Origin of the sequence: Sphingorhabdus lutea (genome assembly GCF_001889025.1) — a bacterium.
GTDB lineage: Bacteria > Pseudomonadota > Alphaproteobacteria > Sphingomonadales > Sphingomonadaceae > Sphingorhabdus_B > Sphingorhabdus_B lutea.
Map to the genome: position 1 here is coordinate 1,511,081 of NZ_CP018154.1, position 16,880 is coordinate 1,527,960.

A 16,880-nucleotide genomic window follows, 5' to 3' on the forward strand; every position below is an offset into this window, starting at 1 on the left:
ATACATGGTTAAACCAGCCGACGAGCTGTTGTTTCTGGCACTTGGTGGGTCAGGCGAAATTGGCATGAATGTCAATCTATATGGGTGTCAGGGCAAATGGATTATGGTTGATTTGGGCCTTAGCTTTGCCGATCCCTATTATCCTGGCGTTGATTTGGTTTTGCCCGATTTAGAATTTATCGAACAACGCGCCGATGATTTATTAGGGATAGTTTTGACCCACGGGCATGAGGATCATATTGGAGCCATTCCATATTTGGCGGCGGATTTGGGCGTGCCTTTATATGCGACATCCTTTACCGCTGATTTAATCCGCCGTAAATTGGATGAGGCTGGGTTGGTTGATCAGGTTGAATTGCATGTGGTTGACCTTGATTCTATTGTCGATTTAGGGCCATTTTCGTGCCAATATATTCCGCTCGCGCATAGCATTGCGGAGGGCAATGCATTGTTAATCAACACGCCACATGGCCGGATTTTCCACACGGGCGATTGGAAATTGGATGATGATTCCATTATCAGCAGCCCCGCCACGCAGGAACAGTTAAGTAAAATTGGCGACGAAGGTGTTCTTGCGCTTGTTTGTGACTCTACAAATGCATTTTCAAATGCGGAATCGGGCAGTGAGGGCGTTGTTCGTGATAATTTAATCGAATTGATTAAAGGGCTTCCCAACCGGATTTTGGTAACCAGCTTTGCATCAAATATTGCCCGATTGGACAGTTTGGGTAAGGCAGCAAAGGCGGCAAAGAGGCAATTATGTGTTGCGGGCCGCTCGCTAGATCGAATGATTGAGGTGGGGCAGGCCAATGGTTATTTAAAGGATTTCCCCGCGACAATAGAATTTGATGAGGCCATGCGCCTGCCCAGAAATCAGGTGATGATTATTGCGACGGGCGGACAGGGGGAACCGCGCGCGGCATTATCCCGCATTGCCAGCGATACGCACCCGATTAAGGTTGAAAAGGGCGACCATATCCTATTTTCCTCCAAACAAATTCCGGGCAATGAAATTGCAATTGGGCGTATTCAAAATGCATTGGCAGAGGCCGATGTGGAAATGATTACCGAAAAACAGGCGCATATCCATGTTTCTGGACATCCTGGTCGGCCAGAGCTTGTCAAATTCTACCAATGGCTTCGCCCTGAAATATTACTGCCCGTTCATGGTGAAATGCGCCATATGAAGGAACAGGCAAAACTGGGCCGCGAGAATAATATATCACAGACAATAGTACAGAAAAATGGCCAATTATTGCGTCTTGCGCCCGGTAAAGCGGTGCATATTTCGCATGAAAGGGCAGGGCGCTTATTATTGGACGGTGATATGATTATCGAGGCCGATGGCGCGACAATGAATGAAAGACGTAAACTTTCATTTCATGGCCAGGCAAGTGTTGCATTTTTCATTGGTGAAAATGGACGAGTGCAAGGCGACCCGATAATTAGCATGTTAGGCGTGCCATTAGAAATTGAAATTGACGAATTTATGGATGAAGCGGTGGAGGAGTTGAATGAAATTCTTCGCGCGTTTAACAAGGGTGACCTTGAAAAATTAAAAGAGAAGATGAGAATAGCTTTACGTAAAATCATCAGGCAATGGACTGGCAAGAAGCCGGTGGTCACCGTATTGGCAGTCGAGGCATAAATGAATATAGCATCAATATTGGCGATATATTTTCTTTTTTGGGTGTTATGCGCTTTTTTGGTGCTGCCCTTTGGAATTAAAAGCCATTTTGAAACGGGCGATGAAATTTTGCCAGGGCATGCGGATGGCGCGCCTGCCAATTTCAAACCGAAAAAAATAATATTCAGAACGACAATTTTGTCCGCAATTTTATTTGGCATATATTATGCAAATTATGTTTACGGATGGGTCACGCAGGAAAGTTTCAACTTTCTGTTACTAACCAATTGATGCATTCCAATTGATGCATTCCAATTGATGCATTCCAGTTGAAGTATAAGCATAAATGGGCCATCTTAATGGGAGGCCATTAAATAGAAGATATTATTCGCGGAATCTTTCAATTGCCTGTGCCAAGGCGACATATAATTTGCCGATATCTGATGATAATAATGTAACGCTTATCGCACCTCCATCCTTGGTGCTCAACACCAATCGCATCATACTTTCAAAATCATGAATATATCGGTTTACATTATCGTGAAATTCTCCGTCTTCTTCATAATAGGATGCGATAATTTTTGCCTCACTATTATCCAGCAAACGAACGGCCCTACGTGTAAACACGCCTCTGTCACCTTTTAAATAAGCGGCCCAGCTGGTATCGGTAACGTCATTGCTTAATATTTTGGCGACATCAATAGATGTGCTGTTCAATGCCTCGGTCAATAATGCCATGCGGCGGGTAAAATCATTTTCATCGACGCCGCTAAATAATGCTTCATTCTGTTTTAATCTGGCCTCTAAATTGTCGGTCATTTCTTGAATATAGAGTAATTTTGATTCAAGCCTTTGTGTTGATTGTTCGGTAAGTTCAAGATGCGATGCAAAAACATGCTGTGCAGTTTGAGTTATTGTGGCCAATTGTGATTCGGTAGCTGTGGCAATTACTTGTTTATTATCATTGGAAATTTCATGAATAGCTTTGCCGAAATCAGCGGTTATTTCGGATTTAAGCTGACCAATTTTATCACCGATATTATGCAATAATGTTGTAATTTCTTCATCGGTTTTGGTCGATAAATGATCTAAATTTTTCTGAACATTGCGCATTTCTTTATCGATTAATTTTATATTATTTTCATATTCTTTTATAAAATTAAGATTTTTATCACTCAATTGATCCAGCGAATGGGCCTGCGCCTTTGTATCGGCGATAAATGTCTCTGACAGGCGGATTATTTTCTGCGCATTATTAAGTCCCTCAGCCTGTTCTTCATTTAAATTATTCAATGCAGATTTCGTTTCTGCAATTTTAATTTTCAGGCGATCATAGCTTGCCGGCAGGCTCTCATCCATTTCACGACTATTGCTGTTTAACGCTTCTAATAAATGTTCACATTGTGCAATAAGTGACAAAGTTTGCCGCTCATTATTACTGAATTTTTCGCTAATAATATCATGCTTTTCATCCAATGCAGCCAATGCAAAGGCCAATTCACCCATTTTGACGCCTGATGATTGAGTCAAATCATTCACTTTTTCAACGGTGGCGGCAAAGGATTGTTCCACTTCGGCAATGGATTGCTCTAAAACATCCTTACCCTTAAGCGATTCCTCAATAAGATGTGCCTTCTTTTCCGTCAAAGTATTGATATTATTGTTTAATAAATCATTCGCAGCAATATTTTCTTCGGTCATTTCATCCATGACATTTCGCGTTTTGGCGTGAAGATCTGCTATCATCATGCTAATATTATTAGAAATTTGAGCGATAATATCCTTTGATTGTTTAACCTGATTAAATAAAGCTTCGCCCTGTTCTTTGCTGCTTTTCTGCCACTGCTCCATTATTTCTAGATTTTTATTACCTAGTGCAACAGATGCATCCTCCATTGTCTTTGCCTGTGTGGTTAAGGAGGCAAAACTTTCTTTTAATTGGCTTAATTGCGCCTGTGCATTACGACCCGTTGTTCCAATTTGATTGGTCAAATCTTTGGTAATATTGGTAATGTTAGGGAGATTTTGTTGTAAAATATCCAAATTTGTTTTGGCAGAATTACTAACCTGTTCCAGTGATTTTGCATGAATATCCGTTTGTTCAAAACTGGACGATAATAATGCACCTGATTGTTGCATTTTGGCGGCAACATCATCGGCCAAGCTGATATAGGCCTTACTATGCTCGCTCAATAAATTTAATGATGCGGTGATATTTTGATTGATAGAGGACATTTTTTTATCAAGCGCCTCGCTTTCCACTCTTAATTTTGCGGCGACATCTCCAAATATAATTGATTCCGCTCGGCTGTTGCGCATGATGAGTAGCCATAAAGCGATAAGCAATATTATAGGCGTGAATAGAGCAGCGGAATATTGCGATAACAAATCGGGCAGGTGGCCTTGGGCCATGCCGGCTTTCATTTCTGACCATTTATTCCAGATAAAATAGCACGCCCAAATGCTGGCAAGGGAAATAAAAATAAAGGGAAGAATGAATTTTTTGTAATTTTTTGGTGGCTGAATATATTCATCTTCATATTCGGCATATTTATCGCCCAAATCGACATTTTCAATCACGGGGTCAATTTCTGGTTCAGAATTTGAATTTATTTTAATATTTTCAGTATGATGTGTGACTTTTTTATTCGGCAAGTCCAAAATTTGGTCGTCATCATTTTGTGAAATTGTGTCTTTTTGGGCCATATTCTTTATTTACCATATTTTTTGTTCATGGAAACTGAAACTTAATAAATTTGGTATAGCTATGTCATTATGTCAGTAGCATTTGGAAATTTCGAAAACTCTTTGAAGGCCGCTTCGGGTGATGACGCAAAATTATTTGCGGAACTTCGCCAGGCCTTTGTGGATAGTGCAAATCGACAGTTGGACTTGATGACAAGATCAAGATGCGACGCAAATTGGCATCACAGCGCACTTCGTTTACATGGAATAGCTGCTAGTTTTGGGGCAATTTCTGTTATGGAATTGGCCGATGAGGCAAGCCAAGGGGCGCCCGGCGACCCAGTTATTTTGCGAAAATTAAATGCGGCCATCACCGAAATTTTAAGCTAGTATTTGCTAATATTATTTTTGGGGACTAGTTATATTTCCAATATTTTTATTGGAGCATTATCTTGTCCGTCACCACCGCGTTAATATCTGTGCATAATTTTATGCAAGATGGGCCGGAAAGCCTTTCTGCATTGAACAGCATATTTTCTAAAACAGTGGTGGAAGAACAAATTGACCAACTTATACGTTTAAAATTTAAGCGAATTTTTATTTCTGTTGGCCAAATAACATCAAAATTAACCGACATAATTGATAAATATCAAAGCGGCTCAGTTGAAATTATTTTGATCAGATCTGCCCAAGATTTAAAAGAAAAAATCGAAAATCAATCCTTCTTATTAGTGGGCGATTCCATTATCATGGAAGATAACATAATAAACGTATATTGCCTTGCCAATAATGCGAAGAACAAGCTTTTCCTATTGGATAGTCGCGAAGAAAATGCCGATTTTGAAAGGTTGGATTTAAATAATCGCTGGGCAGGTTTTGCGTTGTTGCAAGGGGATATGCTGTCCAATATTTCCGATGTAGCGGATGATTGGAGTTTAGAATCCATGTTGGTGCGCATCGCAATGCAGCGGTCAATTTCGCATCAGCAATTGCCAAATAATTTAATCACTAACGGCCATATCGTCATAGTAAAAAATAAGAATGATATTAAATCCTTAGCGGAAAAGAAATTTAGCAAATTGAAAAATACTGCCTCATCGGGCATTATTTTTAATGCAGTCACTTTTTTCTGGTCAAAACATTTTGAGCATTTATTGATCCTACGGCCTGTTAAATTGGCATTACAGATTTTGCCGATTTTATTTTTATTATGCGCGTTATCCTTGGCATATTTTTCTTATGCGGAAATGGCATTATTGGCCACATCGCTTGCGGGCATAATATTGGCAAATATGCGATTGATGAATAAATTGTCGAATGATAAAATTGACGAAAGATTATATAATATATCATTGATTATATTGTTGTTTTTAATATATTTCTTATTATTCAATAATGATTTGCTAAACATATATTTTGCGATATTCCTGTCATATATGACTATAGCGGCCATATTTGTTTGTCATATTAAAAAAGAGGGATATTATCATTATATTGACCCGATTTTATTGAATATTTGCTCTATAATATGTGCATATTTTGGTTTTCTATTACCATTTATGATGGTCATTATTGCTTTTATCTTCTCCAATTTAATTTGGGATAATGTAAAAAAACACAAATGAATAAAATGATTATGTCGTTAAAGGCAATTTAACGACATTTTGATATGACATATTAGCAATAATATAGGATGAGCATTTTGTCGGCAGGACCTGCAAATAATATTTTTTGGGATGAGGTTGTTCAGGACCTTGAAAATGCTGCGCTATGGAACATGCATATTGCGGATTATATTTTCCCGCCCGCTTCTCCTACTTTCACAGAACAAGACATTGCCAACATCCGGCAGATGATTCAAAAACTATGCCATCAGGCAATATTATTATTGGCCGAACAATCAAATTTACAGCTTAGCAACCAAATGATTGCCCATATCGGGCTGAACATGATCCAATTATTTGATAATATTCCAAAGAATTTGAAAAATAAATTGGTTCATTCTGCGCATAGATTGAGCAGCTATCGCCAAATTGAGCAAAATTGCACGCCTTTATTTGATTGTTCCTCTTTATCCAAATTATTGGATCATAAGGATAATATAGTCCAAGAAAATGCAGTTAATTTGATGACGGCGATGAGCAGAATTGAGTTAAATCAATCTGTCCTATTATCGGAATTACCAATTGAAGAGGCGCAGGCCATGTTGGAAATTTCTGCCAATGCAATCATGTTGCAGGGCGAAGATTTTCAAAAAATTACCGATAATGATGTCCGGATTATTTTAACGAAAATATCAAAAATATTACCGGTGGAGCATTGCGCAGAATTATTATTTCATCAAATGGAAATATATGATGAGGCGACAGAAATTAAAAAAATATGCCTGCCACTATATATTGTCCATCTGGCAAAAATAAATCAGTTTAGCTTTATCCAAAATCTCCAGATTTTGGTCAGCTCTGACCCCAAATTAATCTCTTTATTATTATGTTCATCCAATGTGGATATGGGCGAGGCAATGCGATTATTGACCCATATTTTTGTTCATGGGGAGCATGACGATTTTTTATATCAATTAAGCGACCAATATGTATCCATAACAGCACAGCAAGCGCGTAAAATTTTACTATCCTATTTTGAAAATTCGGCCGCCTATAATTTTGAGCAGGGGGCGTAATGGGAAAAAAGTTGATATATTCTCCTCCATTGGAATTATTATTGGACGCGAATAATAAAATTATTTTCGCAAGCCCCGAAATTTTGGGTTTGCAAATTGATGCGGGCGGCAAAGAACATGATATTTTTATGTTTTATAATTTTGCGTCCCTTGCAAATTTGGTTCGCAAATTAAAAATAAATGTGAATAGGATTTTGAGCATTGCCGTCGATAATATCATTATCGAAATGAATGTGGATGTTTCCATCGAAGAAAATTTAACGGGCGGCGATATTGTCAAATTTTTGGTGCATAGCTGGCTGGAGAGAGAAAATCTTTGGTTAGCCGATAATGGTGAGTTTGGTCATTTAAATACCGGTTTAATGGGTGCATTATTAGTGACCGATCATCAAAATAGGATTGTCAAAATCATCAATGGAGGTGGTTTAGAGATTTCAGCAGACGACATAATGGGCAAGGATTTTGGAAATTTATTTCAGATTATTCCCGCTGTTAGGTCGAATATGCAACTGGACCAAATATTCTCCAGCCATAAAAAGAATGAGAATATCGCTTTGAAATATATGCAAGATAATCGCAATCTGACCGCTGATTTTTTGCCCAATTTTAATGAAGCAAAAATTTTCCAAGGCTTTCATATAAAATTACGCATTGCCCAAGAAGCAAAAGATATTCTTCATGTTGCGGGACAATTTATTGATGAGGAGCCAGTTCAAATTGGCGCTACATTGGCGCCGGCATTGCGCATGCCATTGGGCCGAATTATCGCCAATGCAGAGACAATAAAATCAAAAATATATGGCCCAATTCGTGAAAATTACGCGATTTATGCTAGTGATATATCACATGCGGCCAAGCATTTATTGGATTTGGTGGAGGATTTGGGCGATTTGGAATTTATCGAAAAGGCCGGATTTAAAACAGCAAAAGATAAAATTGACCTATATGATTTGGCTGAACGGGTAAAAGGGTTGCTTGCAGTAAAGGCGAGCGATCATAATAAACGGATAAACATTATTTCAAGTAATAAGGCACAGCCCGCCATTGGTGAATTTAGGCGCGTTCTTCAAATTTTGGTGAATTTGGTGAATAATGCCATTCGCTACACGCCCGATGGAGGGGTGATTGAAATTTTAATCCAAGAAAATGAAAGCCATGCCAAAATCTGCATCATTGATGAAGGTGCAGGCATAGCCGCTGAAGATCAATCTAAAATTTTCAATAAATTTGAACGACTTGGCCGAACAGGAGATGGTGGCAGCGGACTTGGTCTTTATATTTCACGTAAATTGGCCCGGGCAATGGGCGGCGATTTAAGCGTGAAAAACGCCACGGGGAAGGGGTGTGAGTTTACCCTAATTCTTCCCCGCGACATATAAATTTTAATTAACGTTGATCAAATCCGACATAATCACGTGTTGCCGGGCCAGTATAAAGCTGACGCGGGCGGCCGATTTTTTGTTTCGGATCGGAAATCATTTCATTCCATTGCGCAACCCAGCCAACAGTACGTGCCAAGGCAAATAATGCTGTGAACATTTCGGTTGGGAAACCAATAGCAGACAAAATAATGCCAGAATAGAAATCCACATTCGGGTAAAGTTTCTTTTCAACAAAATATGGATCGTTAATAGCAATTTGTTCCAATTCGCGTGCAACATCAAAAATTGGGTCAGTAACGCCTAATTTCTTTAGCACTTCATCAGCGGTTTTTTGCATAACCTTTGCACGAGGATCGTAATTTTTATAAACGCGGTGACCAAAGCCCATTAAACGGAATGGATCATTTTTATCCTTTGCACGGGCAATATATTCGGGAATCCGGTCCACTGTTCCAATTTCACGCAACATGTTCAGTGCCGCCTCATTCGCGCCGCCATGCGCAGGACCCCATAGGCAGGCAATACCTGCAGCAACGCATGCAAAAGGATTCGCGCCAGAAGAGCCCGCAAGACGAACAGTCGATGTTGAGGCATTTTGTTCATGATCGGCATGAAGGATGAAAATACGGTCCATTGCCCGTTCAATAACGGGGTCAACAACATATTCCTCCGCAGGGACTCCAAAGGTCATGCGCAGGAAATTTCCAGTATAGGAAAGATTATTATCAGGATATAAAAATGGCTGACCAATTGAATATTTATATGCCATTGCCGCAATAGTTGGCATTTTGGCGATTAAACGGTGGCTAGAGATTTTGCGATGTTCTGCATCATTAATATCCAAAGAATCATGGTAAAATGCCGATAAAGCGCCAACAACACCGCACATAACCGCCATGGGGTGGGCATCGCGGCGAAAGCCGGAATAAAATGTCGCCAATTGTTGGTGCAACATGGTGTGGCGCGAAATTGTATATTCAAAATCGTCAAATTCCTTTTTCTTTGGAAGCTCGCCATTTAATAATAAATAGGCCACTTCCATGAAGGAGGAGTTTTCTGCCAATTGATCAATAGGATAGCCGCGATGTAACAACACACCTTCGCCGCCGTCAATAAAAGTTAAATTTGAATCGCAACTTGCCGTCGATGTAAAGCCCGGATCATAGGTAAAGCAATCGGTTTGGGCATAAAGTTGGCGGATATCCAAAACATCCGGACCCATTGTGCCCTTAATAACTGGCAGGTCGATTTGCTTATCTCCAAGGTGCAATACAGGGGTGTCACTCATCAAAATTCTCCAAAATATATATAGCCCAAGGCATATTATGAATATCCCAATCAATATTGAGCATATCTCATCATAGCCGATTATGGCGTGTTAAGCCAATATGTTTCAGAATAACTGAAACATATATTGTCCTGGGAAGGATTTCCTTTTCCATGCGGGTAATTGACTTTAACGTCAAGCAAAGAGTCAGTTTTCACAGGTAAATATCGCTTTTTTTGTTCGTTAAAACTGCTAGCCATTATTTATATGGCGAGAATGATGAATTTCCAATCACATATTATAAATTTTTATAAACGCCGGCATGACATAACCCATGCCTGCGACATGTGGTTAGACAAGCAAAATGACTTATATTTTGCATGTCCAGTCATCTTTGCTGCATGCGGAATATATAGCTGGTTTAGCTATGGTTATGATGGAATCATTGCCATAATCATATTCGGTGCGGCCTTATTTTTATTGAGTTATTTTTTCACGCAGGGCAGTTTGATTAGGCAGTTATTTTTTCGCTGTTCTATTGCATTTTTTATCGGTCTTTCCTCCATCATAGTGCATAATTATTTTAACGCGCCAAAATTTATTGAGCGCCCCTTTATCGCAAAATTTTATGCGCATGTTGATGGTGTGGAGCAACTGCCATCACGTCATAAAATACGCCTTATATTGGACAGTGAGGGTAAGCATGGCTTGCCGCGTAAAATAAGAGTTAGCTATAAAACGAATGATGAAGTGAAGCAGATTGCCAAAAATGACATTATCCTTGTAAAAGCAAGGTTAATGCCGCCCAGCCAAAGGCAAATTCCATGGGGATATGATTTTGCGCAAAAATCATGGTTTGAGGGTGTTGGAGCAACAGGCGCGGGGTTAGGTGCGCCGATCATTATCAAAAAACATCATCTCCAATGGGGAATAGAGCAAAGCAGGCAAGCGGTAGCGCAATATATTGCTGGTCGGAGCAATGATGCCGCGCGCGGTATCGCGGTAACATTGGCAACGGGCGATAGGGGGTATATTGGAGAAGAAGACGCAGAGGCGCTTAGGAATAGCGGGCTTGCCCATTTATTATCGATTAGTGGTTTGCATGTAACGGCGGTTACCGGTGCGGTTTTTCTTATCATCTCTAAAATATTGTCATTATTTCCTGCATTTGCCTTGCGGCGCCCAATACCAATTTATGCAGCGGGTGGAGGTGCAATTGCTGCCATTATTTATACATTGATGACAGGATCAGAAATTCCCACGATAAGATCATGCATCGCTGCCTTGTTAATTTTAACCGCAATATCAATTGGGCGACAGGCATTAACATTGCGGGTTATTGCAGCGGGCATTGTCGTGGTCATCCTCCTATGGCCACAGGCGTTGGTCGGCCCAAGTTTTCAACTAAGTTTCGCAGCTGTAACAACCATTATTTTACTGCATCAAAGCAAATGGATGAAGGATTTAACCACCCGCCGAGAGGAGAGCTATTTTCGTAAAATTGGCCGTTTTGCGATATCCTTGCTTATCACCGGTCTTGCAATTGAGATGATATTATCTCCCATTGCATTATTTCATTTTCATAAGACGGGCATTTATGGGGCAGCGGCAAATTTATTTGCGATTCCGTGGGTAACATTTTTGGTGATGCCGGTTCAGGCTTTGGCGATGTTTTTGGATATATTATCACTAGGCGGGCCGATTTGGGCGATTTGTAATATTTTAATTGAGATATTAAATAATCTTGCCCATTTTGTGTCCTCTGCAAGCGGGTCATTGTTAAGGGTGCCAGCCATTGAGGGTTGGCAATTTGCCATATTGACGGCATCAATGCTGTTTTTCGGTTTGGTTCAATCACGTATTAAATGGGTAGGAATTTTGATATATTGCGCCATGTTGATGATGATTTTTGTTCAACCAAAGCCAGATTTGTTCATATTATCAGACGGCAAACATTTGATTTTAGACCATGAGGGGCAGGGTATATTGTTAAGAAGCAGGACAGGCGATTATACCAGCGAGATGTTAAGCGAAGCTATTGCACAGCCCAATGATGCGATTTCTATGGACGAATATGAAGGTGCAAATTGCAATATGGACAGCTGTATATTCCAAATTGCACAACAGAATAAAAGGCCACATTTAATCATTTTGGCCACTAGGTCAGATTATCTCATACCCGCAATGGAACTTGCCGCTACCTGTCGGCGTGTTGATATTGTCATTAGCAGCAGATATTTACCACAAACTTGCCAACCAAGATGGATAAAAATTGATAAAGGCTATTTGCAAGAAAATGGTGGGGTCGCATTTTTCACAAAAGAACGCAGGATGATGACAGTTGCCGATCAAGATAGGCACAAGCCCTGGACCAGATTTATCGAAAATAAAAAATGGCCCAGACGTAATGAGCAGCATGCGAAATGAATGGCGCATATCATAAATAACGTAGGTAAGAATCAAAAAAATGCAGATGAATAAGAGGCTGATGCATAATGCCGCAGACAAATAACAAGATTGAAAGCGATAGGGGGATGTGTATCCCTTTTAATGATAGCGGCGTAATAATCCCGCCAATTTACCCTGAACGATAATTTCATCTGCTGAATATCGTTGCGGGCTATATGCTGCATTTGCAGGATCAAGTCTAATCATTGAACCTTCTCTATGCAGATATTTTAAAGTTGCTTCTTCACCGCGCACCAATGCAACAATTATCTCTCCATCACGTGCAGTATCAGTACGTTTAATTAAGGCAAAGTCACCATCAAAAATACCTGCCTCAACCATAGAATCGCCAGAAACCTCCAGCGCATAATGCTCGCCAGAGCCAAGCAAAGCCATAGGAACTGAGAGAGTTGACTGTCCCTCCATCGCCTCAATCGGGACGCCAGCGGCAATACGTCCATGCAAGGGGATTTCCATCACATCATTGGCCGCAACTGGCATGGTTTTAGGTGCTGGTGCAGGGGCATCAACTTTTTTAGCCATAGAAACAATATTATTGCCAGATGAGCCCGCAATATCGGGCATTTTAACAACCTCCAAAGCACGGGCGCGGTTGGCCAAACGTTTAATGAAGCCACGCTCTTCCAATGCGCTGATTAAACGGTGGACGCCAGATTTGCTTTTCAAATTTAACGCATCCTTCATTTCTTCAAAAGAAGGGGATACGCCATTTTTTTCCAGCCGTGATTGGATAAAACGCAAAAGTTCATTCTGCTTCGCTGTTAACATAAATCTGCTCCATTATTGAACATATATGGAACAGATAGAAAACAAAATGGCATTTGTCAAGTCATGCTATATGCTTTTTTCACCCGTTAACAACATAGTGGTGGCGACCTTTACATCATCTTGCCGCATCAAACTTTCCCCGACTAAAAAGCTTTTTATCCCTGATTGGGAAAGCCGCATCAAATCTTGATGCGTATTTATCCCGCTTTCTCCGACCAAAAGATAATCTTTGGGCACCATTTTTGATATGCGCTCACATGTGGCAATATCGGTTTCAAAAGTCGCCAAATTGCGGTTGTTAACGCCCAATAGGCGGGAGTTTAAATGTGTTAAGGCCCGTTCCGCTTCTGTTTCATCATGAACCTCTATCAACGCATCCATGCCCAATTCATGCGCGGCAATTTCAATTTCCTTGGCCAAAATATCATCCAAGGCAGCCATAATGATGAGAATGGCATCGGCGCCCAATGCGCGCGATTCCGCAATTTGCCATGGATCAACCATAAAATCCTTACGCAAACAGGGCAGCTTTACAGCATTTCGTGCGGCTACTAAATAATCATCATGTCCCTTAAAAAATTGCTCATCTGTTAAAATAGAAAGGCAGGCAGCGCCTCCCTTTTCATAATCAATAGCATGAGCAGGCGGGTTGAAATCAGCTCTAATCAATCCTTTTGAAGGGGAGGCCGCTTTAATTTCCGCAATAAGAGCAAAATGTTCAGCGGAGAATTTTTCCAATGAAGCCTTGAAACCTCTCGGCTTGCTTTGTTGATCAATTGATTCTTTAATAAAATTATTGCTTTTTATTGCTTTACGCGCGGCCACCTCGCCGCGTTTAAAATTGCAAATCTCAATCAATTTATTGCTGCTATTTTTATTTGATGCATTTATTATATTCATTGCGCAATCCAACAATTTAACAAGGCATTGGGCAGGCCCTTATCAATGGTTTCCGATGCTTCTTCAATCCCATCTTCCCAGCTTTCAGCCATGTCAGACACCATTAAAGCGGCCGCTACATTTAACAATACGGCATAATGATATGCGCTGCGTTCGCCCATCAATAATTGGCGAAGTTGTGTAGCATTATAGGCTGCATCGCCCCCCTTTATCGCGCTTAATGGGGAAGGGGGAATATCAAATTGTTCTGGGTGAATAATATCATATGTAATTTTTCCGCCATCAATTGTCGCAATACTGCTTTGTCCGGCGATTGATATTTCATCCAGTCCCTCATTCCCTGAAACAATAATCGCTTTTTCATATCCCAATTTCAACATCGCCTCTGCATAAATGGGGATTATATCAGGATGGGCAACGCCAATTAACTGGCGCTTTACACCGCATGGATTGCATAAAGGGCCAAGCAGATTAAAAATGGTGCGGCGGCCAATTTTCTTACGAATGGGGGCGATTGCGCCAAGGGCTGGGTGATATTTTTGGGCAAAGAAAAAGCCTATTCCAATTTCATTTAGGCTTTTTTGCGCATCATGTGTTTCCAAATTTATTCCCAATGCCTCTAATGTATCAGCAGCGCCAGCCTTGCTGGATGCGGCGCGATTACCATGTTTGGCCACGGGAATATCCATGGAGGCAATGATGATTGATGCCGCGGTAGAGATGTTCAAGCTATGCTGGCCATCGCCGCCAGTCCCGCATACATCAATAGAATTTTTTGGTGCATTTGCCTTAACCATATGGTCGCGCATTGCCGTTGCTGCGGCAACAATATCATCCGCTGTCTCGCCGCGATCTGCCAAATTTATCAAATGACGTTCAATTTCATCGTGCGGCATATTGCCGCTTAGCATATAATTAAAGTCTATATCGCTCATACTGGTTTGGGCTCCAGCCCGGCAATTTCCATGAAATTGGCCAATAAATCATGCCCATATTCGGTGGCAATGCTTTCGGGGTGAAATTGAACCCCAAAAATAGGCAGTTTTTCATGCGCAAAGCCCATGACCGATCCATCATCTGCCGTTGCATTAACATGCAGGCAGGACGGTATATCCTCGACAATTAAGGAATGATATCTTGTTGCCTGAAAAGGGGAGGGTATGCCCCGAAAAAGAGAGCTATTATCATGCTGAACGGGGGATGTTTTGCCATGCATTAACCCGCCGCGAACCACCGACCCACCAAAATATTGGCCAATTGCCTGATGCCCCAAACATACGCCGAATAATGGTTTTATCGCCTTTGCACATGCGCCCACCAATTCAAGTGAAATGCCCGCTTCATTGGGGGTGCATGGGCCGGGTGATATTAAATAAGCATCTGCATTCATTGCCATGGCTTCATCTACGCTAATTTCATCATTGCGCACGACCTTAACGTCGCTGCCCAATTCCAAAAGATAATGGACAAGGTTGAATGTAAAGCTGTCATAATTGTCGATGACAAGGATCATTGTCCAAATCCAATCTTATTGGCTTGGCGAATGGCCTCTTGAGCAGCAGCTAATAATGCGCCTGCCTTCGCCTCACATTCGCGTTGTTCATATTCCGGATCAGAATCCGCGACAATACCTGCGCCGGATTGCACATGCATGACGCCATCCTTTACAATGGCTGTGCGTAGGATGATACAGCTGTCCATATTGCCATTGGGGCTGAAATATCCAACACCGCCCGCATAGGGGCCGCGGCACTCATCTTCTAATTCGGATATAATTTGACAGGCGCGCACCTTTGGCGCACCGCTGACGGTTCCTGCGGGAAACCCGGCAAATAACGCGTCCATCGCGTCTTTACCCGCGTCCAATTCGCCCACCACATTGGACACAATATGCATTACATGGCTGTAATTTTCGACCATATAGCTGTCGGTCACAGTCACACTGCCGCCCTTTGAAACCCGGCCAACATCATTACGGCCAAGGTCGAGTAACATTAAATGCTCTGCACGTTCTTTGGGATCGGCAAGCAAATCTGCGCGATTTTTGGCGTCCTCAATTTCATTTTTACCGCGTGGGCGCGTCCCTGCAATGGGGCGAATGGTTACCTCCCCATCACGCGCACGAACCAATATTTCGGGCGAAGAACCGATGAGTGAAAAACCAGGCAGATCCAAAAAATAAAGAAATGGCGAGGGGTTTATCCGGCGAAGTGCACGGTACAAATCAATCGGGGGCAGGGTAAAAGGAACGGTGAATCGCTGTGCAAGGACAAGCTGGAATATATCGCCAGCCTCAATATATTCCTTGGCCCGTAATACCTTTTGAGAATATGCGCCTGCGTCCAAAATGGGGCTAAGCGCCTCTGGCATTGCAATTTTTTGACCATAATATTTATTTTCAGCATCTGATTTGATGCCGGATGATAATTTGCGCTCCACCTCATCTAATATTAGGTTTTTTTGCTCAATTGCAGCTTCGGGCAACATTTCCTTATCTGCCCAAATTGGCGCGATAACGAAAATTTCATCGCTTAACTTATCCAAAATGATGATGATTGTAGGCCGCACAAATATACCATCGGGCAGGCCTAATCCTTCATTGGCATTGCGGGGTAATTTTTCAACAAGGCCAATTGTTTCATAACCAAAATATCCGACCAAACATGCCAAAGCATCGGGCAAAATGGAGGGAATATCGTCGATATGACATTCTTTTACCAAATTGCGAATGGCGTGGTCCATGCCGATATTTAATGGTTCAAAGGCATTTTGATCATCGGCCCATTTGCGGTTTAAAAAGGATTGCTTGCCCTGCGCGCGCAGCATTAAATCTGGCGCTAACCCAATAATGCTATATCGGCCTCTGGTCGTGCCACCTTCCACCGATTCCAGCAGATAATCGCCGCGATTTTCCTCCATTAAACGTAGGGACACCGATATGGCGGTGTCACAATCGGCCACCCATTTGCGCCACAATAAAGAAGATTTTCCCTGCTTTAATTTTTGCAATGCAATATTGGCGGCTTCATGTTGCTGCGATGATTTTTCTTGATGGGGCATGGTTGATGTTGCGTATCTTATCTTATCTTATCTTATCTTATC

The 16,880-nt window shown here is 41.4% G+C and carries 14 protein-coding genes; 7 read left to right on the forward strand and 7 right to left on the reverse strand.

The annotated features are described in order from the left end of the window. Positions 1–4: 4 nt before the first annotated feature. Together LPB140_RS07230 and LPB140_RS07235 are read left to right on the forward strand one after the other, a co-directional pair. Positions 5–1,648: a ribonuclease J gene (locus LPB140_RS07230; protein ID WP_072559252.1), complete on the forward strand. Its 1,644-nt coding sequence runs from the start codon at positions 5–7 to the stop codon at positions 1,646–1,648. Then, positions 1,649–1,918, forward strand: a complete 270-nt coding sequence (locus tag LPB140_RS07235) for a DUF1467 family protein (protein ID WP_072559253.1) — start codon at positions 1,649–1,651, stop codon at positions 1,916–1,918. Between the two features lie 93 nt (positions 1,919–2,011). On the opposite strand, the gene LPB140_RS07240 is transcribed toward LPB140_RS07235, so the two are convergent. Continuing rightward, positions 2,012–4,333 (reverse strand): hypothetical protein, encoded by a 2,322-nt coding sequence (locus LPB140_RS07240; protein ID WP_072559254.1) that lies wholly within the window; start codon positions 4,331–4,333, stop codon positions 2,012–2,014. Positions 4,334–4,402: 69 nt separating this feature from the next. Here LPB140_RS07240 and LPB140_RS07245 point away from each other — a divergent pair, with 69 nt between their 5' ends. The 4 genes from LPB140_RS07245 to LPB140_RS07260 all read left to right on the forward strand — a co-directional run bounded on the left by LPB140_RS07245 (position 4,403) and on the right by LPB140_RS07260 (position 8,371). After that, complete coding sequence (locus LPB140_RS07245) at positions 4,403–4,702, forward strand: Hpt domain-containing protein (RefSeq protein ID WP_072559255.1); 300 nt, start codon at positions 4,403–4,405, stop codon at positions 4,700–4,702. A 62-nt stretch (positions 4,703–4,764) separates the two neighbouring features. Further along, positions 4,765–5,937 (forward strand): hypothetical protein, encoded by a 1,173-nt coding sequence (locus LPB140_RS07250; protein ID WP_072559256.1) that lies wholly within the window; start codon positions 4,765–4,767, stop codon positions 5,935–5,937. Positions 5,938–6,005: 68 nt separating this feature from the next. Next, on the forward strand, positions 6,006–6,992 hold the full coding sequence (locus LPB140_RS07255) for a hypothetical protein (protein WP_072559257.1): 987 nt from the start codon (positions 6,006–6,008) through the stop codon (positions 6,990–6,992). Further along, positions 6,992–8,371, forward strand: a complete 1,380-nt coding sequence (locus LPB140_RS07260) for a sensor histidine kinase (protein ID WP_072559258.1) — start codon at positions 6,992–6,994, stop codon at positions 8,369–8,371. The genes LPB140_RS07255 and LPB140_RS07260 overlap by 1 nt, the downstream gene beginning before the upstream one ends. A gap of 7 nt (positions 8,372–8,378) precedes the next feature. Here LPB140_RS07260 and LPB140_RS07265 read toward each other — a convergent pair whose 3' ends face one another. Next, a complete protein-coding gene (locus LPB140_RS07265; RefSeq protein WP_072559259.1) occupies positions 8,379–9,662 on the reverse strand; it encodes a citrate synthase in 1,284 nt (427 codons plus the stop codon). Between the two features lie 459 nt (positions 9,663–10,121). On the opposite strand from LPB140_RS07265, the gene LPB140_RS07270 reads away from it, so the two are divergent. After that, positions 10,122–12,068 (forward strand): ComEC/Rec2 family competence protein, encoded by a 1,947-nt coding sequence (locus LPB140_RS07270; protein WP_198024087.1) that lies wholly within the window; start codon positions 10,122–10,124, stop codon positions 12,066–12,068. Positions 12,069–12,188: 120 nt separating this feature from the next. Here LPB140_RS07270 and lexA read toward each other — a convergent pair whose 3' ends face one another. From lexA to LPB140_RS07295, 5 genes are all read right to left on the reverse strand, one after another. Next, positions 12,189–12,878: a transcriptional repressor LexA gene (gene lexA, locus LPB140_RS07275; RefSeq protein WP_072559261.1), complete on the reverse strand. Its 690-nt coding sequence runs from the start codon at positions 12,876–12,878 to the stop codon at positions 12,189–12,191. A 66-nt stretch (positions 12,879–12,944) separates the two neighbouring features. Further along, positions 12,945–13,778 (reverse strand): indole-3-glycerol phosphate synthase TrpC, encoded by an 834-nt coding sequence (gene trpC, locus LPB140_RS07280; protein WP_072559262.1) that lies wholly within the window; start codon positions 13,776–13,778, stop codon positions 12,945–12,947. Further along, on the reverse strand, positions 13,775–14,713 hold the full coding sequence (trpD, locus tag LPB140_RS07285; protein WP_072559263.1) for an anthranilate phosphoribosyltransferase: 939 nt from the start codon (positions 14,711–14,713) through the stop codon (positions 13,775–13,777). The genes trpC and trpD overlap by 4 nt, the downstream gene beginning before the upstream one ends. Then, positions 14,710–15,291 carry an anthranilate synthase component II gene (locus tag LPB140_RS07290; protein ID WP_072559264.1) on the reverse strand — a complete coding sequence of 194 codons (582 nt, stop codon included), beginning with the start codon at positions 15,289–15,291 and terminating at the stop codon, positions 14,710–14,712. Before LPB140_RS07290 ends, trpD begins: the two co-directional genes overlap by 4 nt. Next, positions 15,288–16,838, reverse strand: coding sequence for an anthranilate synthase component I family protein (locus LPB140_RS07295; RefSeq protein ID WP_072559265.1), 1,551 nt, complete (start codon positions 16,836–16,838; stop codon positions 15,288–15,290). The genes LPB140_RS07290 and LPB140_RS07295 overlap by 4 nt, the downstream gene beginning before the upstream one ends. Positions 16,839–16,880: the final 42 nt, after the last annotated feature.